We start from the raw sequence: 22,732 nt of genomic DNA, 5'->3' as shown, positions 1-22,732 counted from the left end.
GCACACGGTGCCAATAATGTGTATGAAAACGGTCGCTACTTCATCGACGGTAACACCGATCATGTTGGATTAGTGCGTCAAGGTTACCGTGGTGCTGCAGAAAAGCTTGGGTATGATAAGTCTTACGGCGATATGGCTTACTACGGTGTTGACTTGAGTTTATCCGTCGGTGGATTGGTTTCGCGTTCGACAACCCTTAAACCGGTAGAGTCTTGGAATCAATTGCCCCATGCCAAAAGGTTTAAATTGTTCAGCTACTCTTCTGAAGATTACTTAAGAGGTTACCAAGCGGCTAGCCGCCCTGCACTGCTCACTGAAGCCGGTGCGGATGTGGTCACTTTAGATGCTTTACACAGTGAGTTAAATAAATGATTGTCGAAACTGTATTGTTTTTCGTTGTCTCAGCATTAACGTTAGCCACGCTCTACCGTGTCTCCAAGCTTCGCTGGTCGCACACATTGGCCAAAGCGTTATTTATCTTTGTCCTCGCTATTCTAGCCGGACAGTACTTGGTGATATTCAAAGATGGGTCTTCTCTTTCTTTTTTATCTGCCATCATACCCGACTATAGCAGTAACGTTATAGTCCAGTTCTCAAGTCTAGTGATAGTATTCCTTCTCTCTTTCTGTATTCCAAAGAGTCGCTGATTTATCGGACTCTATGGAACAGTAAAGAGTCACATCAAGGTGAACCCTTGTACTAATCTGAACATACCAAAAACAATCTGATTATGTTTATTTTTCTACATCGAACTCTTCGATAGACAATCGTGGGAACTCATGAATTATATCATCTTCAATTCGACGCCTTTCTTCCGCACAAAACGATCTCAGCTTTTCTGCAATTTCCCCAATTTTTACAATGTACTCCTGTTTTAATGGAGCTAAAGAGTCAGTTGTTTGTGGAATAACCATATTCATATTACGTCCTTCCACAACTAATGGTGCTGGCTTTATGTACTCAGCATCGCTATGTGCAATATATTTATTTCTGCACAATAGAGCGTAATCAAACAGCTCTCTTTCGGATGAGTCTAAGATCGACAACACTTTTTTTTCTAATCGATTAACCTTCCCGCGATTCGAAGAGCCCGATGAATTGAAAGGACGTGCTAATGAAACAAGCATAGAACTATAAAGTGCTTCCTCAATCGTAGCAGTAACAGGGTTATAGTCGTCACTATATTGTTGCAACTGCAAAGCACACTGCGCAACATGCTTAAAATCCGAGTACGAAATAATTAGTCTGTAGTAATAAGTAGTTAGTTCTGATTGAGTACTCATATTCGTCCTATAAACCTAACGCCCATGTCAACTCGGACCAAAATGTCGCGGGTTGGCATTCATGCTTAAACGATTGTTATTTTGTTACTTTTCACCAATATTAATTGTCTTACTGATACTTTCAGCATCGTAAACAAAAGGCATTTCAACTGAACCACCACGACCATAAAGCCTAATTGTTCCATAGTTGAGAAGATAGCCGATTGGTGTTTTTACAACTTCAATATTGTCGACACTTTTTAGCTCAAGAGTATCGACAACTCTAGGAGTTATACCACTACGAACTGATACTTTACTTTCAGACTTCTCGACAACAACAAAAAATGGTTCGAATATTATAAGTAGATCTCTGAGAATGTAGATAGCTGGAAGAAGTAGCAAACTTAGTAAGGTATCTTGCCTGAAATCAGTCCCAAACATGTGCTGACCAGTCCAATTCAATGCTGTATACACTAAATAGATACCAGCAAGTTGAGCGCCAATTTCAAAAACAGCTTCAAAACTTCGCCAACCTTTAGCTGTAGATATTTTTTCCATCTTTTTTATTTTGTCACCTATGCTGACTAAACAAGATAACTCCCTGTTAAGGTGTGAGCTACGCAGCTACAGCACCTAACCATAACAAAACCCGACGGTGAAATGAAAAATGCCAAGCGTTACGAATCACTCTTAAGCAATTTGTTAGGTGAAATCAACTCACCTGAACTGTCAAAAAGTATTGAGACTTCTCCTTTTTTTAGCCTTTCCCTAAAATTGTCCATGGCGACTTTCCCATCAAGAAGATCACCCAGCAACATGTCCATTATATTACCAAAGACATCTTGTTTATATGGCTCAAAGTCAGGTTTTAAACCATTCAACTTACATATCATTTTTGGAGGATGGATTCCTGATTCATAAGAGATAGTTGAATGGTTAGGTGGATTCTTTAAGTGTAAATTGCAACAAGCAAACTCTGCCACCAGTTCACGAAATTGCGTACTTGCGACAGTTTGACCTAACTTTGGTAAGAGCGAATATCGTAGCTGACTTTCGACGGCACCGGCATCACCAAAGACGGCAATAACGCCTACGTTATTGACGATTATTCCTGACGTACTCGCAAAGGATACATCCATATAATCAAAATCTATCTCGTTATCGACGTTATCTATTTCGATAAAAAACAAAGAACCTATACAGTTGGAGTCAAGGTTAGATTTCGTGTATGGCACACGGCTCAAACAATATATATGATGGAAAGCTTCCCACTCGTATCCAACACCTTCTGCTATAGATTTATCTTCTAAGTTCTTGTTTAAATACATCCGTAATGATTGATCTTTGATATGTGTTTTAACAAAAATTAGAGCTAGCCATAGATACACTTTCAAATAGCCATCACGTTTAAGATATTCCATAACGCCATCAAAGCCACCAGAGAAAGCTTTACTCAAAGGAACCTCTAGCTCTTCACTCAATAAACTATTGCACTCTATACAGCAAGGAATCACATACTGCCCATATTTGAATTTTGTGCCATTTGGTAAATTGACAGTTTCATTGTGTAGGTTAAATTTTTTAAGAATCCAATTTGGTATTACATGTTCCTTGTTGTGGTTGCCTGACCCCAATACCTTAGTACATAAAAGACATACTTCTGAGTCGCAAACTTCTGACTCAAACGCTTCGAGACTAACAAATGTCGTTTTACCTGTTGCGTCAACCAAGTTTCCGTTGCTTAACTTCATAATACCCTCTTCGCCTAACGCCGCGTTAAGTAGTGAATAACGCGACCACTAAACTTAACCATACCACCGCAAACACAAAACCCAACGATGGAATGAAAAATGTTGAGCGTTGGGAATCACTCTAAAATGCTTTTTAGGTTTGTATCAGTTTCATATACCTTACACCAAATATTACACTACAAAGCATACGTGACATTTCTTTAGCATTTAGAGCTTGGTTCGTTGTACCTGTATGAGCTATCTGATTACGTTTACTCGCAAGTTCGATTAATGCTAACCGAACTTCTTCTGGTAAATCAGGCATGCCTTTTAAGCGAGTTATCAAAGGAAGCAATGTTTTAAGCGATGGGATATATGTTGAAAGCTTCATAAATTCCTTTGTGTTGTTTTTTGAAGTAACTGCCGATATTTGCTCCTCAACATAACGCATAACTTCAAGCTCCATAGCGGTATTCGCTGCAATTACAGCAGAACCATAATCTTTCGCATGGCTATCTTCAAGAGCTTGGATTAATGACACATATGATCGTTCCGATTCGTCTCCAACCATAACCCACGAAATAAATACACTAAGTAGCCCAGGCTGGGTACTCGATGCTTCACCTGGTAGCCTAGTTGGATACAAAGTGACTTGCTCTTGAGGTATTGTTCTATGAGGTGTGTTTCCATGCATTTCGAAAGCAAATAATCCTCCACCTTGTGGCGTATAGTTTAAGTACAGTATTTGGGCTCCTTTAGGAATACCATGATTTTCAAACTTTAATTCGATAGCTTGGTTTTCGAAGATATTAACGTTCAGGATAGAACGTTGCGCTCCTATAAATGAAAAAATACCATCAAAGAACCAGTCTTTGTCTAATGCGGCTTTGACAAGCTTCCAAGCACTTGCTTCTTTATGACATTTAGGGCAGCAAACTTTTCTATTACTAAAATAATCATTAAAATTTTGGTCTGTTAATTCAAATGAAAAACTACAATCTAGACAGAATACCATTCCCATTCTTCCGAACTCCTTTTTGATAGCGAAAACCTAACGCCCGATTATGTGGTGAGCAATGCAATGTTTACGTATATCAGCGTAAACACTAAACTAGACCCAAACCCAAAATACCAAGCGTGGGAAAATCACTCTTAAACAGCTTGTTAGCCTAACTATTACAACTAATCTGTTCGTACTGATCTTTTACATTGAGCCTGTAGCAGAATAATTTCTGCCTATTCAATCCTTCGCTAGAAGAATAGGAAACCTTAAATTTCGCATAATTACTTTTCACCACGTCTTTAGGTAGGTTTACCTTAACTTCGAAATAGTCTTCATCACTTTGAGCCAATATATATGCTAGTTTTATACGTGACTTGTTCTTTTTATTCTTAAAATCAAAATAAAACTCATTTGAAGTTATTTCTATTTCATAACGTCCAGATACATATCCATAGTTTGCAATTCCAATGCTCACAGACTCCTCCCCCGTGAGCAATAGTGGAGGACTAACTTCGCTAGGTATAAACTTGGCCTTGTATATCGTGCTCTGTAGCCTGTACATCTCTTTTTGAGACTCTATGTTAAGCCACCCAATAACCACCGTCACAATGATAAGAATCAAAGTCAGAACATTTGAAATGTACTCTTTATAAACAACAACTTGCTTCGTAGTCTTCTCTTCATTCATGCATAGCTTCCACAATAAAATACTGTTTATACATACAGCCAATCTAGCTGCGGGTTAATTTAAATATGCAATTAGTAGTCTAATGCCCTGTTAAGTATAATTGTTCCTCGCCGCTCAAACATATTTGATACAAAATCATCAGGACTAATGACGCTGCAAGGTATATCTAAATATTTATATGTTGCATCTAGTTTCATTCGAAACCTACGATCATTCGTTACAAAATAGTCAGCCTGAGAGCCGTATATCGCATGAGTCACATCGTGCATTCTTGAGCGAAGTTTAACAATGCTATTGTTTTCTTCTTGGTTGTATCCTATTTTCTCTAAGAAATTTAGAATTAAGGTTATTGTTTCCTCTAACATATGATGGTTGCACAACAAATCACTACCAGTATGAAGGTTATCTATATCGTTATTTTTTAGATGTTCATGTAACGCAGTTTGTACATTACCCAAATTAAACAGCAAGGATGGTTCAACCGAAGATAGGCGTCTAGGCCCCAACTTATGTTTTTTTTGGTAGCTTTCGAAACTTTCAATGCCAGAACTATCTTTCTGGATGGTTTCAAAATTCACAGTTAGTGATTTTTTGTTTCTACGACCAAGGTGAAATACGTCATTGTTGTGTGCAAAATCTGTTGCCTTTAGGTCAGTGATAACTCTAGAAAAACAATCAAACGGACTTTCGATTGTTTTTATTGTCGCATTTTGTTCAATAATAGAGCCATCTATATACGCCTGTAATAAAGCTTCTAACTGCTGTCGTGTTTGGGCTAAATCTGGTGTTAGAGGTAATATGCTGAGCGACTTCCGTATCTCCTCACTAGAAGGTAACCCAGGTAAATATTCATAAGACTTACTGTAAAATTTAATTGTTTCTAGCCTTTTCGTAACTAGTGCTTTTGTATCACACTCTTTACTAAGATTAACGGCAATCTCTTCCATATGTGCTGGTGAGTATGGGAAACTTATATCTTTGCGGCGCCTCCGTAAATCACGTAATTTTGCTAAGAGATATGTATAATCCACTTCGTTATTGATCTCTTTTTTTAAAATAGAGAGATAAACATTAAAATCTAAATATATATCCACCATAACCTCTTATTACTTAACCGCTACTAGACAGAAAGATTCTTTACTTAGTCATAGAACAATTCTGACTTATGGCCAACGTTACCAAAGCAGACCCAGTTTTCCGTCAATTTATCAGTAGCTTAAAATCAGAGCAATCGATCAGTGCGTTAAAGTGCATATTAATTCTGTATAATATGCCTTCAATCAATATTTAAACATGAGAAAAGTAAAACCGCTCAAATGAGCGGTTTTGTTTAACGTCTACGTCGTGTCTTTCGTCGCTTTCGTGTCGAGGAGGCTTTCACTACTCTGCCACCTCTGAGCGTATACCCTTTCCTGAGTTGGCCGTTTTGCTTTCGGCCTTTGCATTTACAACATCGTTTCGCCATGAGAGTCCTCCAGTTTGCGTATTCGTTGTTCCTGATCTTGCTGCACTTTTTTTATCCAATTGATATCGGTTTTGAGCGCTGCAATGGTGCCCGCACTTGAGACCACGCCAGTGATTAGAGCAATGAGCATCGCTTCGAGTAGTTCCATCATTGCCCCCTGAATTTTCCTGAGAAGAACTCCAACAGGTAGCGAACCATCGCGCGCATGCCAAGGGTATCGATGACGATCGCACCGACGACATACCAATACGGCTCAGGAATATTCTGCAGCGCCTCGAAGCCTTGTTCGACATACGGCGCGTAATCAGGGATAAAGGAAAGAATGAGCGGGATAAACACCACAAGTAGGATAAATTCATCTTTGAAGCCGCGCTCTTTGATGCTGACTTCATCGAGACTACTGGCCTGCTCTTCACCTTTTTGTAGCCTGCGTACCCTCGCCTGATGTTTCTCTTGGTCGAGCTCGTCTTTGCGCTTCAGTGCTTCGGCTTTGTTGCGGTTGTACTGCCTATAAGTCGCGAGTCCGCCATTAAACAAACTGACTATCGCACCAATCATGGGTACACCTGGCGATTAAGTTCGATATGTGGACCATCTTTAAATGACGTCCAGTCTGTAAACCCAAAGTTGCAATGCCCAGTTTGATCAACGTGTTAATCTACTCCACCTACTTACCACTTCTTAATCAACCACTGCTAGAAAAGCTCTCGCTGGATTATGGGTTTACTTAGTAAGTGTTTATCGATGTCTTCTGTGCCACCGAGCAAAAATGGACTATTCGGATCGTGCTTTAAACGGTTCTTCTGTACAGACGTTTCACTATACGTTGCGTAACAGTATTTGCAGCCGTGTAAGCATGTGTTGTAACTACCAATATCGACACTTTTCACACAGCCGCATTCGATTCTTTGGTTTGGGTCTTTTCTATGCCCAGTATCGATACCAAATACATGCTTGATCAGCTCATCATCAATGCATTTTCCAGGTTTAATACCGATATCCGTTAGAACTATACCCTCAGCACAGGTTTCAATGGCTAGTTTATATTGCTGACAAACCTCTACCATAAACCTGCACAAGTCGATAAGTTCGCCTTGGTTTTCGGTTAAATCGCAATAAGTTAGATTGGATACCGACTTTAATCCGCGTTCAGTCTTCGAATACAAATCAACGAAACTTATCACCACTTTATGTGTTTTTCCCGCTAACTGGCTCGCTATTTTGTGGAATTTTCTTTTGTGCTCACTAAGTGGTATTAAATTAGAGACAAGTATTGGATCGTAACGCCAGATTATCTTCGATGACCCGATAATGTCGCTTAAACGAACAAAAGTTTCTATCGATTGATAAGTGTTGGGTAAATGTCTTTCAAGCGCTTTGGGATAACCTGTAATGGTATATTGAAAGTAATAGTTAAACTCGGAAAGTTTCGGCAGGTGTTTGATTAGCGGCTCGGCATTTCTCGTCCAGAACACCAGTGCGTCTACATCTTGAGGTTCAAGAGATACACGCTTTACCTGACTTGCGTTAAAGGGGTTTCGAGTCAGTAGAAACCCCTCACGAATGCGATTCATGAACCAGCGATGATAAAAAGCAGGAATGTCCGTCCTTCTACTAGCGCTTATAATCATTGCAGATGACCACCTAAACTTTCACTAACCCCTTATTAAAGGATAAGTACTGAGCGGCTACTTTTCGCATCTAAAGAAAATAAAGTTCGGATTACGCTTAAGGTGTTGGTAGACCTCTTCAGAGATCGCTTTCGCACGCTCATCAACTTCGCCCTCTGAAATCCTTGAAATAACCAATCCAGAATCAGTGACAGCATCACTTATTTCAGTCAAAGAGCGACGATAAAAACTCACTTCTACAGGATCTCCAACCGTATTCCAATCTTCAGTCACTCGCTCACGTTCAAAGTAATTGCCGCTTGTTGTGCATTCAAAATCCGCAAATGGATGGTGAGTCGAGAATACTATGTAACCACCAGGTTTAAGAACGCGATAAACATCGTTAAACACCACACTCAAATCTTCGATGTAATGCAGAACTAAAGGACAAACGATGATATCTGCACTGTTGCTCTCTTCATTGGGTAGCCCTTTTGATAGGTCTTGCACATAGGCTTCTAGGCGATCACTGTATTCAGACTTAACAAGGTCTATCATTTTAGCAGAAAGATCCACACATGTTAGGTTTGAGACTCCATGCTCTAGAAACCATTGGGCGTAAATTCCAGAACCACATCCCATATCCACCACAGCTTTGCCTTTCACATCCCCTAGCAATGCAAGTGTGGATGGCCTTTCAAGAAGTGCATTGTAGATATTGCCCTTTACCACTTCGCTGTATTTGAGAGCGTACTTGGTATACATCTCAGACATGATTTACTCCGACATAGCAAGTTAACAACTAGGCTTATCGACACTAAATAAGGAATCGATAACACCTTTGTATGAAACTCAAATTGTCTCAGAATGCACAAGCCTACGATACAGCTGAGAAAAGGTTTTAGATGATTTTATGAGTAATTAGAAACTCATCTCACTGGCAAAGCGCCCCTTAATATAAACGCGCTATACCAGTGTAATTTCCACTCTTTCTTTACCCTTTCCTACATTCTTACGTTTGAGGCGTATTTGCCCTACTTCAGAGGTTCGTTTCAAATGTGTCCCCCCACATGGGACTTTTGCAAATCCTTCTACTTGCCAATAGCGCCTCTCGCTTTCAACATCCTCAAAACCACTGACTATCGGTAGCCCGGTGTCGATTAAAGCTTGGGATTTCACAAACACATCAGGCAACAATGTGTTTAGGCTTTCGTGCCAAAGAAAATCAATACGGCTCTTACTCTGACCAATATGAGCGCCGATTTTGGTTATGCTTGGGTAAGATTGTGTGAACACCTCAAGTACCACTTCCGCGGCAAAGTGCAACTTCATTAGAGCGTATCGTCTTGGCCAATCAATCTGACTATTGACCAGATCGCCGGAATAAAATTTGGGAGCGGAAGCCAGCGTATAGACAATATCTTTAGCGTGCTTTTCAGCTTTAATCACCTCAATACCATCTATGGTTGCAAAATCACTTTCTTGGCCACCAGATTCAGCATAAATTATCGTGTCGGCTAGCTGTACTTGATTGGCTTCGACCGAACTCACCCGAGAAGTAAGCTTGGTTAAATAAGGATCCTGCCAAAAAACTTTGTTTGTCATCTGTACTCGCTCTTTAGCGTTGTTTCATAAACGCAACCGTTAGACCAGAAGCAATGAATGTCACCCCTGCTCCAATATTTAAGCCAGAGACCATTCTAGGTTTATTGCGAAGCCAATCTGCAAGCTGAGAAGAGAAAACGCCCATAAGGCTAAAACCTAACGCAGTAAGGAGTGCAAACCAAGCGCCGTACCCCATCATTTGAACTGTCACTGACCCTAAGGTTGGATTAACAAACTGGGGGACGAACGCAAGCACAAACAGGCCCGGTTTTGGATTCAGTGCAGCCGACAAAAAGCCGGTAAGAAATATCTTTGAAAGCGGCAGTTTCTTTGCGGGCTCAAGAGAAAACAGACTACGAGAGCGTAACACTTTAATTCCGAGCCAAATCAGATAACCCGCCCCCACTATTTTGACGGCATAAAAAGCGAGTTCTGAAGTTTGAATGAGTAACGTCAAACCGAAGGTGGCGGCTAGCACATGAAACAAGATACCGGTTCCCGAAGACATACCAGAAACAATAGCAGCCCAGCGACCTTGGCTTAAACCTCGACCGATAGCCAGTAGATTGTCAGGGCCCGGAGAGATGACTAATAATGCGCAGGCTAATGTATAAGACACAAACACTTCAGCGGGAAACATGGACACTCCTTTGTCGAACATTTTTTAAGCAGAGCTTATCCTTACATGAATAGCCATTTCTCGCAAACCCGCCAACAAATGTGACACTGTATCTTAGCTTGTAATCACCATTCTAAAAGGACTAACTCCTGAGTTTCATCTAATAACTGGCCTAATATGTATGTATTTATCACATTCATTTAGTTATAGTGCACTATGAGGGCTGTATTATTTTGATAAACCTATGCGGCCAGGGTTCAATTCTCTAATAATTTGCAATGCGTCAGGCGGCATCTGTACGTTAGCAAACCAAAAAGGTTTATGTTTTTCAATAAAGGCGTTACTTCGATCCAATGTATCGAACATTGCATATGCTTGTGCTTGCGCTAATGCGACCCCAGCATCGCTTCTTTCGATAACAGGTAAATTATCAAGATCCTCTTCAAGCGCATTTCGGATTGGTACTGTAAATGGAGTCCATTCTATAGCTTCTATTACTTTTCTGGTAAGAACCGCCTCAAGGTTATGAATGATGGGAGGCAAAACACTTAAATCTGGGTGAACTTCGCCACATGCATAATATTCTTCACGCAAGTTATTTTCCCGATACCACTGCATCTTTGCTACTTGTGCATCTTCGAATAGTAAACTGAAGTGGTTAACTATAGCAAAATGACTCATGGTTCTTAGCACACCAAGTAAAATACCATGTTGCGGGCATTTTAACCCCGATTGTTCTAGTCTAATACGAGTCACGTTTGCTGTTAAAACCATATGTTGCCACAATTTGGGAGCAATGTTCTTGGTCACTGGGTCGTGCCATTTGAGAATAGGCTTTACCATTAAGATCGGAAGTAAAAGCCCACAATTGTCTATTCCAATCGAACCTATCGCAATTTTGGGGTCTTGAATACTTCGCGGAGAACGACCAATACGTTTGCAGAACTTTGGGTTGTTAACCAGATCTATGACGTTCGATTTTAGTTGATTGTCGTTGGTTGTCAGTACAGCGAGCTTACTGAAAGTTAAAGATGGCGAGTATGCAATACTAGAGAAATACGAAAAATCAGGAAATCGCCCGAACAGTTGAAGAACAGACATCTCTTCAAGCTTTTCACAAATATAACTTTGTGCGTGCTCTGCAATATCAGACACCACTGAAACAAGGACCTTTTGTCGGTCTTCTACCGCTTGCCTTCGCTCTTGAACTTTTTCTTTTTCACACTCAAGCAGTAAACGCTGATTATGCGTAATGCGCTCTTCTTCTTTTAATATAACGCTATCACAGAACTCGGTCTGCCGACTCAATGTGCTATCGACATCCGATTGGTCGAGAATGTACTTTAGGCTCACTAACCACTTGGCATGACGTTCTCTCGTCATGTGGGTGATCTTCTGAGCTAAAGCGTTCGCTTCCTCATTATATTTCTTGTTAGTGGTCAGTGAGCTATGCATGCTTCAATAACTTAGAGTCATCCATTAATTACAAACTAATTCTCGATGTGTAACCGAATGTACTTCTCTGGAACAACATAGGTAAAGCTTTCACCTATACGGAGCGATTTCTTACTCGATTTACACAGCTGATAGTCGCCTGTTGACGAGACTCTTTTAACTATAGCTACTGAATCTTGATGGGTCATCTCGATAAACAAATCGCAATAACCATTCAGACCTTTATTACTGATTTGCTTTTGAATTATGACTTTTAGTTTTTTCGCTAATGAGTTTGACTCGGAATCGTCAGCGAATGCTGGCAAAGTCAATAGAAACAAAAGAAAGATATTGATAGATTTCATAGGTTACCTCTGAGCTCAAAGTAGCAAATCGCGTGTTACTTTGAACTTAGAGATAGCTGATTTTGGGGAGAGATTATGGACGGTGGAAACTGATAAGTGTATCAGCCAGTATGCTTCTTACCTTTGCTACGAAAACCTTGATGCGGGAACACATTGCGGATTCGTTGTTGCACCTTCTTTGGTACCTGCTTCGACATAACGAGCTTGGTGCCAGTGCGCTGTTGATATACTTTTAACTCACCACTAAAAGGCGTACGTTCAGCAATCTCAATCACATTGTGTTTAAAGCTAGGGGGAAAATGCCCTTTTTCCCGAGTAATTTTACCGTCAGAGAACGTTACTTTTAGAACTGGCCTATCAACCGCCACTAACCAAAAAATCACGATAGACGCGATAAGAATAACATACAGCATAAACTCTCCTTGTTAGTCGAGTAACTTGGTCAAATCTTCCTTTAAACTGCTTACGGCTTTACTTGCTTTTTCACTGCGAGACGCTTCGGACAGCAAATATTCGATAGCATCTGACAAAGTACATCCAAGCTCATTCGCTCTGTGGGATAACTTTTCCCAAACGCGATAATCTAAGTCTATCGACTTTTTCTTGGTATGAATTTGCTCTGCGTTAAAATGACGTTTACGTTTCGCACGAATGGCCTGCTTAAGCTTGTTATCAAGCTCTGGCGACATGTGGTTCTCAATCCACTCAAGAACTTTCGTCGGTTCGTGTTCTAATTGGCGAAGCTCGTTGACTGCAGCATCTGCCTCACTCGTATCAATATGACGAGTGATATCTTCTCCCGCCTTCCATTTATTGATCAAGTAATTCCACTTCCAACCACACTCTAAGTTTTCAAGCTGTTGATATTTCATTGCAAAGCCATTCCGTTAACGTTCTAGGTGACAGCGTAACCCTAAGTGATAAAAGTTACAATCCCCATTGTAATCGAAAAGCGATCAAGATCATCAGATAAAATTATCTATATCTCCCGATGGGGTTTTTCTATATAATTTTCATCCATTTTAAGTATATGAATTGATTTAATGAACCAAGAAAGCTGGCACGCTGTCACACCACAATATTCACAATTTGACGCCCAGATCCAACGATTCGACGAACTGGATAACGTTGATTTCTTCGATATTCAACCACGACTTAAGCGATCGTTGGAAACGTTAAGTGCTATCAAGGGCTTTAGCCGCTTACTTATCATTAATTCCACTGACAACTCGTTCTACCGCGATCTTATTAAAGATGGACTGAAAAAGTTTATTGGTCAAAAGCCTGTCGCTACCACTGAGTCTTTGAACATTGCGACGCTATTGGGCTCATACACTTGCGACGACAAGGGTGACATTGTCACTTCTAGCAATGGTCTACTAGAGCAAGCAGATGGTGGCTATCTGGTGATTCCCGCGACATTGTTGCTAGCTAACCCTGCAAGTTGGCAAACTCTAAAGTCCGTTCTATTAGGTCAAGCCGTTAGCCCGATAAACGCCAATCCACAAAAGATCGCTACCTGTCCACCAGCTAAAACTTATGACATAAAAATCGTCTTGGTTGGTGATCGTCACCAAATTGCTGACTTTGAGTACTTAGAACCTGAACTCTATACCGGACTCGCTATGTTTACTGAGATTGAAGATGAGTTCGCGGTAAACAGTCAGACTATCGAACATTATCTGGGGTTTCTTGCGTGGCTTATTAAAAAATATGATCTGCCCACTCTTTCATTTGGCGCTATACACCGCTTAATGAATGCCGGAGCACGTTACACCGAAGATCAAAACTACATGCCGATCGAGGTTCTTTGGTATCTTTCTCTTTTTCAAGAAGCGTTACTGACATCGAATAACAAGGTGCTTTCTGAGCAAGATCTTGAGCAAGCCCTAGATGCTAAATACCATCGCGAAGCCTATCTTCCTGAACGCGCACTGTCGGATATTACCGACGGGCAGGTCATCATCGAGACGCAAGGTGAATGTATTGGCCAAGTAAACGGCCTTACTGTTATTGATGTACCAGGTCACCCGATGTCTTATGGTGAGCCTGCACGAATCTCATGTGTTATCCACTTTGGTGACGGCGACATCTCTGACGTTGAGCGCAAAGCTGAGTTAGGCGGAAATCTTCATGCTAAAGGCATGATGATCATGCAAGCGTTCGTCAGCAGTGCATTGCAACTTGACGAACCTCTACCATACTCGGCTTCCGTCGTATTTGAACAATCTTATAGTGAAGTCGATGGTGATAGCGCAACGTTAGCAGAGCTGTGCTCCTTCGTTTCAGCACTCTCCGAGTACCCTATCAATCAGCAGATTGCTGTGACGGGTGCAGTTGACCAGTTTGGTCGCGTGCAAGCCGTTGGCGGTTTAAATGAAAAGATTGAAGGCTTTTACCACGTATGTAAACATCAAGGTTTAACCGGCGAGCAAGGTGTTGTGTTACCTAAGTCGAATCTTAAGCATTTATCGCTTAACAAAGACGTGGTTGAGAGCATTAAGAAAGACGAATTCCATATCTGGTCTGTATCGACTGTGGACGAGGCAATTCCTATCATTATGGGTAAGCCTTTCCGCGGTGAAGACGAAGAAAGCGTTATTAGTAAAATAGCGCAACGTATTGAAAACTTTGAAAGACACGAGCACCCGCAAGGAATTGTGGAGCGCATCAAAAACTGGTTCGTTTGAACAAAATTTCGCTCATAAATCGACTGATCGGAGTTGTTTAGCGTACACGTGTTCACTAACATGCTGCTATCAAAAATCGGAGTAATTGATAATGCAAAACAAACGTGATTCTTATAACCGTGAAGATCTTCTAGCGTCTAGCCAAGGCGAATTATTTGGTCCTGGTTACCCTCAACTACCTGCGCCAAATATGCTGATGATGGATCGCGTCACTAAGATGTCTGAGACTGAAGGTGATTTCGGTAAGGGTCTGATTCTAGCTGAGCTAGATATTACTCCAGATCTATGGTTCTTTGACTGCCACTTCCCTGGCGACCCAGTAATGCCTGGCTGTCTTGGTCTTGACGCAATGTGGCAGCTAGTGGGCTTCTTCCTTGGCTGGGTTGGCGGCAAAGGTAAAGGTCGTGCTCTAGGTGTTGGCGAAGTGAAGTTCACAGGTCAAATCCTACCTACAGCGAAAAAAGTAACGTACGAAATCCACATGAAACGCGTAGTTAACCGCAAGCTAGTTATGGGTCTTGCGGACGGTCGTGTTCTTGTTGACGGTAAAGAAATTTACGTAGCGAAAGATCTTAAAGTTGGTCTTTTCCAAGACACATCTGCATTCTAAGCATACTGTTTTTTCCGAAAGCGACTCACTTGAGTCGCTTTTTTACAATCAAAATATTTAGTTATAGTGCATTATAAGGCGACTTAAAAGCCCCTTTCGGGGCTAAGTTCCTTTGTTGTATGTGGAATGAGTGTTATTTGTAGAGACCAGAGTGTTTATCTTCTCTGGCATCGCGCCAACCACCAAGCCAATAAGATCGAGCATCCATCTGCTGGTATGGACATGCCTCCATAGAGCGACCATTCAGGCCTGCTTTATATCCTTGAGATTGAGCTCGCTCTAAGCGGTCACGCTTTTGTCTCTTCATAGTGTCGTCCTCATACATAAAATGTTTCTTAACGTACTACTTTCTTAACCTGCCAACAGCGATCTTTGTAAGATCCTGATAACCGATTAATGTGAAGCTTTTATGGCTTCCCAATTAAGATTCGATCAAAAGAACGGTGAATTCAAGCTAAAAAAAAGGCACAGATTCAAAACTGTGAACCTGTGCCCTTGTTTACAATTTAACCTATTTTCTACGGAACCCTAGCAATCCAAGTAGACCTAAAGCCAGAAATCCCAACGTGCCACCTTGGCGTTCTACCGTTGTTTGAGTAACTGGTCGTGCAGAGATATCCGCCGCCGTTTGTCCGTTAATTGGCACGAGTTTAACACCTACCAACGATGCTCCTGCAGCACATTTGGCATCTATCGCTTCACTATCAAAGCCCGCTGAACAATAATAAGCGGTTGCTGCAATCACACCTGCATCGTTAATATCCGCAGCCTGGATAATACGGAACTGGTTGTTGTTGGTAGAAGCACCCGATCCATAAGTTAGATCATCTAAATAGCGTGCTTGGCCACCGATCGGTGCAGAACCCGTTACTGTACCCAAGTTGGCAATAAAGGCTCTTTGTGCACGTGGTTTGCCGTTTGTTTCAGAGTGCTGTTCATAATCTATAGTACCTACCACGTCATTATAATTGTTAATGTTGCCAGCTAAGCCATTTGCACCAGTGAAGAAGATCGAACCGCTAAACTCTTTATACGTTGGAGAGTCTAGGTTATCTACATAGAACAAAGTGTTTGCGTAAGCACCATTAAGTGCACGTCTTAGCTTTGCAGTACCAATGGCGATCTTGTTGTTGTTTACAGCTTGTAAAGTCTGGTTTGCATATTCTTCTGTAGCATATGGGAAACCTGAGACCAACTTACTACCATTACTGAAATCTTTCCAAGTTGAACCACTGTCTGTAGATTTAAATACCGCCGCTTTCAACCTAACACTTCCGTCTGACGTGTAACCGACAGCATAAACGTTGTTATTATCGCTTGAGTCTAAGATAATATCCCTGGCACTACCCTGCGCTTTAGAATTACCATCTTCGGATTTAGCTCCTTCCCAGTTAATTTCTGTTCTGGTCGAACCTACATCCAGCCAAACAGTCGGCTTTGAAGTGAAAGTTTTAGTGTTGCCTGTGTCTACATTATTACGTGTAACGCTTCCTACAGTAAATGTCCGATTCCCTGCATTAGTAGCCAAGGTCTTACTTACCCACGCATGAGATGACAAGAAATTAGCATCACCGATTGTATAAGTCGCACTATCAGAGCCTACAAATCCAATGTTTCTGTTTGTACCACCATTGCGCGCATTACCGACCGGCTCAACTGCTGGGCCCCCTCCGGAGAAATTAATTGAGTTAACAACTGTGTTTTCTGCTTTGACCGCTGTTGCAGTACCATCTCGGTTAGCATCTAAGTAAGCAATCGAGCTATCATAATTACCCCCCTGCTCTCTAGCATAACCGTTTGTATACTGTGCTGTGGCCCAATTTTCACAAAGGGTATCTGCATAACCTAGATAGTTACGACAATAATCCTTAAATCCGCTATGGTTGTCATCCAGATAGTCCCAACCAAACGGAAGAAAGAATGGAGCTTCATCTCTATAGCTAAAACCTTCACGATAATACTTAACTTCAGTCACCATAACTGAAGTGTCGGCATCACATGAGTTACTCCAACAAACCGTCGTTTCTGGTGAAATCGTAGAACCATAAATCAGGCGGCTAGTGTCAGGGCTGATACCGCTGGTTTCATCCAAATACACATTATACAGAGCCGCATTGGCTGCGAATGAAGCAGCAACCGTTGCCGCTACCGCTGAAATTTTAAAAATCTTACTACTCATTAGTTGTTAACTTTCCTGTTGCATTGCTTCGAGCTCTTCCCAGCGTTCGAAGGCAATTTCAAGCTCCTGCTCTGTAGCAGTCAGCTTATCTAATACGGGTTGCGTTTGCTCGACGGGTTTTGAAAAGAAATCAGCGCTGTTGACTTGCTCTTGTAAGCTTTCAATCTCTGCTTCTAACTCTTCAAGTTTGGCTGGCAATGCTTCTAACTCTCGCTGCAGTTTATAAGATAACTTCTTAGGCTTGTTCTTTACTGCCGCGGTTTTGGGAGTTTCCTCAACCTGTTTAATGCTTTTTGTTGGTTTTTCAGACGCGCGAGCCTTCTGAGTTTGAATGCGTTGCTGCTGCGCATCGTGGTAACCACCAACAAATTCCTCAATAACGCCTTCACCTTCAAAGATCCAACTTGTCGTTACTGTGTTATCAACAAACTGACGATCATGACTGACAAGTAAAAGCGTACCCTGATAATTGGCAAGCAAATCTTCTAAAAGTTCCAAAGTTTCGATATCTAAATCGTTGGTTGGTTCATCGAGCACCAATAAGTTGTTTGGTCTTAGGAAAATTCTTGCTAGCAATAGGCGGTTTTTCTCACCGCCAGAGAGTGCTTTAACCGGAGTACGAGCACGTTTAGGTGCAAATAGGAAATCTTGCAGATAACTCAACGCATGGCGCTGACGACCACCAACCATGACTTCTTGTTTACCATCAGCTAGGTTATCAATTACAGACTTTTCAGGATCAAGTACTTCGCGGTACTGGTCAAAATAAGCCACTTCAAGCTTAGTACCACAGTGGAGCTTACCGGACTGAGGCTGAAGCTCATCTAGCAACAGTTTAAGTAATGTACTCTTACCACAACCGTTCGGGCCAATCAGTGCGATGCGGTCACCGCGCATGATATTGAAAGAGAAATCCTTAACTATCGACTTGCCATCGATGTCATAGTTGATGTTCTTCGCTTCGAAGACAATCTTGCCTGAGCGTGACGCATCATCAATCTGGATATTCGCTTTGCCCTGCACTTCACGGCGATCACTTCGCTCTTCACGTAGCTTTTTAAGCGCACGTACGCGCCCTTCGTTACGGGTACGTCGAGCCTTGATACCTTGACGAATCCAAACTTCTTCTTGAGCAAGCTTTTTATCAAATTCTGCATTCTGCATCTCTTCGACTCTTAGCATCTCTTCTTTATCGACTAGGTAGTTGTCATAGTTACCTGGGAAAGAAGCCAGTTTGCCGCGATCGAGGTCGACAATACGTGTCGCCATAGATTTAATGAACGCGCGGTCGTGAGAGATAAAGATAATCGAGCCACGGAAGTCTTTGAGGAAGTTCTCTAGCCATTCAATTGTAGTAACATCAAGGTGGTTAGTTGGCTCATCAAGTAATAAAACGTCTGGATCGCGAACCAGTGCTCTCGCAAGCGCGGCTTTACGTTGCCAACCGCCAGAAAGGTCAGTCAGTTTGGTGTGACCATCGAGCTTAAGCGCAGCGAGCACATTCTTGATGCGGTCTTCAAAGCGCCACGCACCAGAATGTTCAAGGTTTTCTTGAATACGTGCCAGCTTATTGATGTTCTGCTCTGACGGATCAACCGCAATCAGATCGAGCTGATCTTGATAGATCTTAATCTGCTCGCCGATTTCCGCCAGTCCACCAGCAACATAATCGAACACTGTGCCTTCTTGGTTTCTTGGTGGATCTTGCTCTAAGCGTGAAACGACAACATCTTGGGTAACCGTTAGTTTACCATCATCAAGTACCACCTCACCGGCAAGCACTTTCATTAACGTGGATTTACCCGCACCGTTTCTACCAACCAAACAAACGCGTTCATTCTCTTGCAATGCGAAATCTGCATTATCTAGAAGAGGATGATCACCATAGGCCAGTAATCCATTATTTATTGTTAGTAATGCCATTTTCGTCTAACCAAAGCTGTAATTGTTGTAAATCAAACGGCCAATTAAGCTCGTTACCTTGATAATTCAGCACCGGAATGGTGACGCCGTAACGAGAAAACAATTCATCGTCGAAAGCAATATCGACAATCTCGACCTGATGAGAAATATTGAGCTGTTTTGTAAGGTCAAATGCCATCTCACATAGATGGCACCCTTCTGTACTGTATAAAGTGATCACGTGTGACCTACTATTCCTTGTGAGTCAAAACCCAGCAGTTATGAATGTGTTTATTGCGAGAAAAGTCCATTGGTAAAGTCTGGTGTGAAATATTCTTCGCAGTTAAACCAAGTTCATCCAAACCTTCCATATCCATCTTAAAGTGACGCTTATTGTTTGAGAACACGATCGTGCCGCCATTGCGAAGCAAACGCTTAAGGTTCTTCATTAACTGAATATGGTCACGCTGCACGTCAAAGCTTTGTTCCATACGCTTAGAGTTGGAGAACGTTGGCGGATCGATAAAGATAAGATCAAATTGTGCCGTTGAGCGCTCAAGCCACTGCAGGCAATCTGCTTGCTCGAATCTATGCTGACGGCCAACTTGACCATTCAGTTTCATGTTCTCTTTAGCCCACTCTAGATAGGTGTTCGACATATCAACCGTTGTGGTTGATTTAGCGCCACCACAAGCGGCATGCACTGTGCCAGATCCGGTATAAGCAAACAGATTTAAGAAGTCTTTGCCTTGAGCCATTTCGCCGAGTTTACGACGAGTAATCTTATGATCTAAGAACAGACCTGTATCGAGGTAGTCATGCAGATTTACTTTAAGCTGCACACCATATTCATGCACATTGAGTGTTTCAGACTCTTGAGACAGCTTTTGGTACTGTGAACGCCCTTTCTGCTTCTCACGGACTTTAAGCACAACTTTATTCGCTTCTGTACCTGTTGCTTGAATAGTTGCGCGAATGATATCTGTCAGACGACGCTTCGCCTTTTCTTCAGGGATATTCTTTGGTGCCGCGTATTCTTGAATCACAAGGTGATCGAGGTAAACATCGATAGCGACATTGTATTCCGGTAAGTCTGCATCATAGATTCGGTAACAATCGAGCTTCTCTTTACGCGCCCATTTACCAATTTTGACAATGTTCTTCTTCAAGCGGTTAGAAAAATCAGGTGCAATTAGTGATTCAGTGACATTGTCACCTTTATTTTCAACCGGACGGTCACTAATTGAGTAGTTCTTCTGGTGACACGGTAACGCACCGTTATTCAGTTTGAACTGCTTGTCTGCACGCATGCGCAAACAGCTTAGAAGCTCATCAGAGCTAGAGAAAATAGACGCTTGGCAGCCACCGAACTCAGATTTCAGCTGAGCACCAAATGCCGTGTACAAAGCAATCAAACCAGGATGAGTACCTAAACGCTCACCGTATGGTGGGTTTGAAACAATAACGCCCGCTTCAAACTCTTGAGGACGCTTAACTTGCGCGGCATCACCAAGGTTAAATTCAATCAGAGAATCAACACCTGCACGGCGCGCGTTGTCTTTTGCGGTTTTAAGCACTCGCGCGTCGTTATCAAAGCCGAAAAACTTAGTGTCAACTTTTTTGACACCCCGTCTCGCCTGTACTGCCGCTTCCGATTTAATCTCAGCCCAAAGCTCAGGTTCAAAGTCTTCTAGAGACTCAAAGCCCCATTTCTCACGATTCACACCAGGTGCCATGTTTGCCGCCATCATGGCCGCTTCAATCAACAGCGTGCCTGAACCACACATAGGGTCTAATAGTGGTTTATCAGCGCTCCAGCCACTACGCAGGATAATAGCAGCTGCTAGCGTTTCGCGAAGCGGCGCACGACCAGATTCTGGGCGATAGCCACGTTGATGAAGGCCGCCACCCACCATATCGACACCAAGAATCGCTTTATCACGATGCAAACGAACATGGATGCGAAGATCGGCACGATCTTTACTGATCGACGGTCTTGGTAAGTTCTTTTTCTCGAAACTATCCACTACGGCATCTTTCACTTTCATTGCGCCGTACTGGCTATTGCGGATTTCACGGTTAGTACCATTGAAATCAACAACAAACATCTTCGAACTATGGAATTGATTGACCCAGTTCACTGAAGAAGTTGCTAGGTAGAGATCCATATCATCGTTACAAGTGAACTCAGATAGCACACGGACGAAACGCGACGCTAAGCGACTCCATAAGCAACAACGATAAATTTGCTCATTTGATGCTTTAAAGCGTACCCCTGCTTGAACAGGTTTGGCATTAGTGATCCCTAGCTTAGTTAACTCTTCAACCAACAAGTTTTCCAAACCGTTGGACGTAACCGCAAGATATTGATGCATAGTGGTGTTTTAATTCTGTAGAAAATGACCCCGCATTATACCTGACTCCAATAGTTATCGTTAGCTCAATCAGTTAAATCCCCCATTTTGTCGTTCAATTGAATGAAATATCGACACTTTCATACTTCGTTGTTCGATTTCAAATACTGCAAAACACAAAAACCTATTTCTTCCAAGTAATCGGCTCTAAAAGCGAAGTGAATACTAATTCACATTCATTTTGGTCTATACCAAGGGTGTGTTTTCGTGTAATTAAGTTACAAAAAAGACACAAAAGAGGAATAAACCCTGCTTTTCTAGATTCAGTGGCTATGAAAACATGGAAATTAATTGTGCTATGTGATGATAATTTGAACGTATCTCACAGATGAGAATAAAGCTGAGGAGCGTTAGTCGGCTCTCTTTAGCCGAGTTAGGGGCAAAAAAAAGCCAGCAATTATGCTGGCGGGAAATGAAACAAAGGAACGATAATTTAGGTTAGCCCACCAATGCGATTGGTTGGGCGTGAAATAGATGATTCGCTACAGTTAGTCTATCGTGCATCACTTTAATCGCTTGTCCAAATTGGAGCGATTTAGAACCATTGAGCTCGAAACCGTCTAGTGAAACAGATGCGCACAGGCTGGCACACTCACCTACCTCTAACACAATAAAAAAGCCTTCGCTCAGGGAGTTCGTTAGACGTATCAAGTCGCCTTCTTCTGGAGCAATCTGGCCATCCGATAGACAGTCGAAAAACCAACTTTTCGGCTGAACAGGTTTATGAAAACGCTTCGCGGCAACACAATACAATGAGAGCTCTGCTTGTCTTGGCTCACTCAGGCCAAGTAATGCGATTTGTTCTTTATAGGTTTGATAGGCCGAAGCATCATCTACTGAGAATTCATTAACGCCAATCGCGCAGTCGACAATCAGCTTACGAGGAAGGTTGGTCTTAAATACCATATCATCACCCAGATCGAGCATAAGGTGCCCTTCTGAGTCATCATAGTACCAAGTCCATTTGTCACTGGGTTTAAGCATCGTTCCATCTCTGAAATTTGATTTGAAGTTAGGTAAAACGCTTAATTACCTTTCCTAGCAATAATTGGATTTTATTAGCTAATAGGCGAAAAAAAAGAGGAAATGAAAAGTCATTTCCTCTTGTTATCAATCAGTTTTAATTAGAAATCTATCGTGTGACAATGTCACATCG

The 22,732-nt window shown here is 41.9% G+C and carries 25 protein-coding genes; 3 read left to right on the top strand and 22 right to left on the bottom strand.

Going from position 1 to position 22,732, the window contains the following annotated elements:
* The coding region (locus tag AC6R16_RS13485; protein ID WP_500674697.1) for a DUF4225 domain-containing protein at positions 1-372 on the top strand (372 nt) is incomplete at its 5' end.
* Positions 373-734: 362 nt separating this feature from the next.
* Here the strand turns inward: AC6R16_RS13485 and AC6R16_RS13480 are convergent.
* From AC6R16_RS13480 to matP, 16 genes are all read right to left on the bottom strand, one after another.
* Positions 735-1,283, bottom strand: a complete 549-nt coding sequence (locus tag AC6R16_RS13480) for a hypothetical protein (protein WP_500674696.1) — start codon at positions 1,281-1,283, stop codon at positions 735-737.
* An 84-nt stretch (positions 1,284-1,367) separates the two neighbouring features.
* The gene (locus tag AC6R16_RS13475) at positions 1,368-1,820 is read right to left on the bottom strand and encodes a PH domain-containing protein (protein ID WP_500674695.1); all 453 of its coding nucleotides are present in this window, start codon (positions 1,818-1,820) and stop codon (positions 1,368-1,370) included.
* A 119-nt stretch (positions 1,821-1,939) separates the two neighbouring features.
* Positions 1,940-3,013: a hypothetical protein gene (locus AC6R16_RS13470; RefSeq protein WP_500674694.1), complete on the bottom strand. Its 1,074-nt coding sequence runs from the start codon at positions 3,011-3,013 to the stop codon at positions 1,940-1,942.
* Positions 3,014-3,146: 133 nt separating this feature from the next.
* A complete protein-coding gene (locus tag AC6R16_RS13465; RefSeq protein ID WP_500674693.1) occupies positions 3,147-4,013 on the bottom strand; it encodes a hypothetical protein in 867 nt (288 codons plus the stop codon).
* A 148-nt stretch (positions 4,014-4,161) separates the two neighbouring features.
* Positions 4,162-4,683, bottom strand: coding sequence for a hypothetical protein (locus tag AC6R16_RS13460; protein WP_500674692.1), 522 nt, complete (start codon positions 4,681-4,683; stop codon positions 4,162-4,164).
* Positions 4,684-4,754: 71 nt separating this feature from the next.
* Positions 4,755-5,780 carry a hypothetical protein gene (locus tag AC6R16_RS13455; RefSeq protein WP_500674691.1) on the bottom strand — a complete coding sequence of 342 codons (1,026 nt, stop codon included), beginning with the start codon at positions 5,778-5,780 and terminating at the stop codon, positions 4,755-4,757.
* Positions 5,781-6,128: 348 nt separating this feature from the next.
* Positions 6,129-6,299, bottom strand: coding sequence for a hypothetical protein (locus tag AC6R16_RS13450; RefSeq protein WP_500674698.1), 171 nt, complete (start codon positions 6,297-6,299; stop codon positions 6,129-6,131).
* Positions 6,296-6,706: a hypothetical protein gene (locus tag AC6R16_RS13445; RefSeq protein ID WP_500674690.1), complete on the bottom strand. Its 411-nt coding sequence runs from the start codon at positions 6,704-6,706 to the stop codon at positions 6,296-6,298. The genes AC6R16_RS13450 and AC6R16_RS13445 overlap by 4 nt, the downstream gene beginning before the upstream one ends.
* Positions 6,707-6,843: 137 nt before the next feature.
* A complete protein-coding gene (locus AC6R16_RS13440) occupies positions 6,844-7,779 on the bottom strand; it encodes a DUF1848 domain-containing protein (RefSeq protein ID WP_500674689.1) in 936 nt (311 codons plus the stop codon).
* A gap of 57 nt (positions 7,780-7,836) precedes the next feature.
* Positions 7,837-8,532, bottom strand: coding sequence for a class I SAM-dependent DNA methyltransferase (locus AC6R16_RS13435; protein ID WP_500674688.1), 696 nt, complete (start codon positions 8,530-8,532; stop codon positions 7,837-7,839).
* A gap of 192 nt (positions 8,533-8,724) precedes the next feature.
* Positions 8,725-9,363 (bottom strand): alanyl-tRNA editing protein, encoded by a 639-nt coding sequence (locus AC6R16_RS13430; protein ID WP_500674687.1) that lies wholly within the window; start codon positions 9,361-9,363, stop codon positions 8,725-8,727.
* 13 nt (positions 9,364-9,376) lie between these two features.
* Positions 9,377-10,003, bottom strand: coding sequence for a LysE family translocator (locus tag AC6R16_RS13425; RefSeq protein WP_500674686.1), 627 nt, complete (start codon positions 10,001-10,003; stop codon positions 9,377-9,379).
* Positions 10,004-10,210: 207 nt separating this feature from the next.
* Entirely contained in the window at positions 10,211-11,437 is a 1,227-nt protein-coding gene (locus AC6R16_RS13420) for an HDOD domain-containing protein (RefSeq protein WP_500674685.1), read from the bottom strand.
* 35 nt (positions 11,438-11,472) lie between these two features.
* On the bottom strand, positions 11,473-11,781 hold the full coding sequence (locus tag AC6R16_RS13415; RefSeq protein WP_500674684.1) for a hypothetical protein: 309 nt from the start codon (positions 11,779-11,781) through the stop codon (positions 11,473-11,475).
* Between the two features lie 101 nt (positions 11,782-11,882).
* A complete protein-coding gene (locus tag AC6R16_RS13410) occupies positions 11,883-12,194 on the bottom strand; it encodes a DUF3634 family protein (RefSeq protein ID WP_500674683.1) in 312 nt (103 codons plus the stop codon).
* A gap of 12 nt (positions 12,195-12,206) precedes the next feature.
* A complete protein-coding gene (gene matP, locus AC6R16_RS13405; protein ID WP_500674682.1) occupies positions 12,207-12,653 on the bottom strand; it encodes a macrodomain Ter protein MatP in 447 nt (148 codons plus the stop codon).
* Between the two features lie 171 nt (positions 12,654-12,824).
* Here matP and AC6R16_RS13400 point away from each other — a divergent pair, with 171 nt between their 5' ends.
* Both AC6R16_RS13400 and fabA read left to right on the top strand, forming a co-directional pair.
* Positions 12,825-14,471 carry an AAA family ATPase gene (locus AC6R16_RS13400; RefSeq protein ID WP_500674681.1) on the top strand — a complete coding sequence of 549 codons (1,647 nt, stop codon included), beginning with the start codon at positions 12,825-12,827 and terminating at the stop codon, positions 14,469-14,471.
* Between the two features lie 91 nt (positions 14,472-14,562).
* Positions 14,563-15,081 carry a bifunctional 3-hydroxydecanoyl-ACP dehydratase/trans-2-decenoyl-ACP isomerase gene (gene fabA, locus AC6R16_RS13395; protein ID WP_004743352.1) on the top strand — a complete coding sequence of 173 codons (519 nt, stop codon included), beginning with the start codon at positions 14,563-14,565 and terminating at the stop codon, positions 15,079-15,081.
* A gap of 133 nt (positions 15,082-15,214) precedes the next feature.
* Here fabA and rmf read toward each other — a convergent pair whose 3' ends face one another.
* The 6 genes from rmf to AC6R16_RS13365 all read right to left on the bottom strand — a co-directional run bounded on the left by rmf (position 15,215) and on the right by AC6R16_RS13365 (position 22,560).
* Positions 15,215-15,388, bottom strand: a complete 174-nt coding sequence (gene rmf, locus AC6R16_RS13390) for a ribosome modulation factor (protein ID WP_004414030.1) — start codon at positions 15,386-15,388, stop codon at positions 15,215-15,217.
* 204 nt (positions 15,389-15,592) lie between these two features.
* The gene (locus tag AC6R16_RS13385; RefSeq protein ID WP_500674680.1) at positions 15,593-17,260 is read right to left on the bottom strand and encodes a DUF3466 family protein; all 1,668 of its coding nucleotides are present in this window, start codon (positions 17,258-17,260) and stop codon (positions 15,593-15,595) included.
* A 6-nt stretch (positions 17,261-17,266) separates the two neighbouring features.
* The gene (locus tag AC6R16_RS13380) at positions 17,267-19,183 is read right to left on the bottom strand and encodes an ABC transporter ATP-binding protein (RefSeq protein WP_500674679.1); all 1,917 of its coding nucleotides are present in this window, start codon (positions 19,181-19,183) and stop codon (positions 17,267-17,269) included.
* Positions 19,161-19,403 carry a glutaredoxin family protein gene (locus AC6R16_RS13375; RefSeq protein WP_239825857.1) on the bottom strand — a complete coding sequence of 81 codons (243 nt, stop codon included), beginning with the start codon at positions 19,401-19,403 and terminating at the stop codon, positions 19,161-19,163. The genes AC6R16_RS13380 and AC6R16_RS13375 overlap by 23 nt, the downstream gene beginning before the upstream one ends.
* A gap of 10 nt (positions 19,404-19,413) precedes the next feature.
* Complete coding sequence (gene rlmKL, locus AC6R16_RS13370) at positions 19,414-21,537, bottom strand: bifunctional 23S rRNA (guanine(2069)-N(7))-methyltransferase RlmK/23S rRNA (guanine(2445)-N(2))-methyltransferase RlmL (RefSeq protein ID WP_500674678.1); 2,124 nt, start codon at positions 21,535-21,537, stop codon at positions 19,414-19,416.
* Positions 21,538-22,014: 477 nt separating this feature from the next.
* Complete coding sequence (locus AC6R16_RS13365; protein ID WP_004749467.1) at positions 22,015-22,560, bottom strand: cell division protein ZapC; 546 nt, start codon at positions 22,558-22,560, stop codon at positions 22,015-22,017.
* Positions 22,561-22,732 lie beyond the last annotated feature (172 nt).

The organism is Vibrio sp. R10-SG3-ISO10, assembly GCF_059834185.1.
The sequence above is the reverse complement of the archived record's forward strand: the minus strand, read 5'-3'. Positions and strand labels throughout refer to the sequence as shown.

Bases quoted from the DNA above. Each gene is read 5' to 3' on its own strand.
- AC6R16_RS13480 (WP_500674696.1), bottom strand. From the start codon at position 1,283: ATGAGTACTCAATCAGAACTAACTACTTATTACTACAGACTAATTATT.
- AC6R16_RS13475 (WP_500674695.1), bottom strand. From the start codon at position 1,820: ATGGAAAAAATATCTACAGCTAAAGGTTGGCGAAGTTTTGAAGCTGTT.
- AC6R16_RS13470 (WP_500674694.1), bottom strand. From the start codon at position 3,013: ATGAAGTTAAGCAACGGAAACTTGGTTGACGCAACAGGTAAAACGACA.
- AC6R16_RS13465 (WP_500674693.1), bottom strand. From the start codon at position 4,013: ATGGGAATGGTATTCTGTCTAGATTGTAGTTTTTCATTTGAATTAACA.
- AC6R16_RS13460 (WP_500674692.1), bottom strand. From the start codon at position 4,683: ATGAATGAAGAGAAGACTACGAAGCAAGTTGTTGTTTATAAAGAGTAC.
- AC6R16_RS13455 (WP_500674691.1), bottom strand. From the start codon at position 5,780: ATGGTGGATATATATTTAGATTTTAATGTTTATCTCTCTATTTTAAAA.
- AC6R16_RS13450 (WP_500674698.1), bottom strand. From the start codon at position 6,299: ATGATGGAACTACTCGAAGCGATGCTCATTGCTCTAATCACTGGCGTG.
- AC6R16_RS13445 (WP_500674690.1), bottom strand. From the start codon at position 6,706: ATGATTGGTGCGATAGTCAGTTTGTTTAATGGCGGACTCGCGACTTAT.
- AC6R16_RS13440 (WP_500674689.1), bottom strand. From the start codon at position 7,779: ATGATTATAAGCGCTAGTAGAAGGACGGACATTCCTGCTTTTTATCAT.
- AC6R16_RS13435 (WP_500674688.1), bottom strand. From the start codon at position 8,532: ATGTCTGAGATGTATACCAAGTACGCTCTCAAATACAGCGAAGTGGTA.
- AC6R16_RS13430 (WP_500674687.1), bottom strand. From the start codon at position 9,363: ATGACAAACAAAGTTTTTTGGCAGGATCCTTATTTAACCAAGCTTACT.
- AC6R16_RS13425 (WP_500674686.1), bottom strand. From the start codon at position 10,003: ATGTTTCCCGCTGAAGTGTTTGTGTCTTATACATTAGCCTGCGCATTA.
- AC6R16_RS13420 (WP_500674685.1), bottom strand. From the start codon at position 11,437: ATGCATAGCTCACTGACCACTAACAAGAAATATAATGAGGAAGCGAAC.
- AC6R16_RS13415 (WP_500674684.1), bottom strand. From the start codon at position 11,781: ATGAAATCTATCAATATCTTTCTTTTGTTTCTATTGACTTTGCCAGCA.
- AC6R16_RS13410 (WP_500674683.1), bottom strand. From the start codon at position 12,194: ATGCTGTATGTTATTCTTATCGCGTCTATCGTGATTTTTTGGTTAGTG.
- matP (WP_500674682.1), bottom strand. From the start codon at position 12,653: ATGAAATATCAACAGCTTGAAAACTTAGAGTGTGGTTGGAAGTGGAAT.
- AC6R16_RS13400 (WP_500674681.1), top strand. From the start codon at position 12,825: ATGAACCAAGAAAGCTGGCACGCTGTCACACCACAATATTCACAATTT.
- fabA (WP_004743352.1), top strand. From the start codon at position 14,563: ATGCAAAACAAACGTGATTCTTATAACCGTGAAGATCTTCTAGCGTCT.
- rmf (WP_004414030.1), bottom strand. From the start codon at position 15,388: ATGAAGAGACAAAAGCGTGACCGCTTAGAGCGAGCTCAATCTCAAGGA.
- AC6R16_RS13385 (WP_500674680.1), bottom strand. From the start codon at position 17,260: ATGAGTAGTAAGATTTTTAAAATTTCAGCGGTAGCGGCAACGGTTGCT.
- AC6R16_RS13380 (WP_500674679.1), bottom strand. From the start codon at position 19,183: ATGGCATTACTAACAATAAATAATGGATTACTGGCCTATGGTGATCAT.
- rlmKL (WP_500674678.1), bottom strand. From the start codon at position 21,537: ATGCATCAATATCTTGCGGTTACGTCCAACGGTTTGGAAAACTTGTTG.
- AC6R16_RS13365 (WP_004749467.1), bottom strand. From the start codon at position 22,560: ATGCTTAAACCCAGTGACAAATGGACTTGGTACTATGATGACTCAGAA.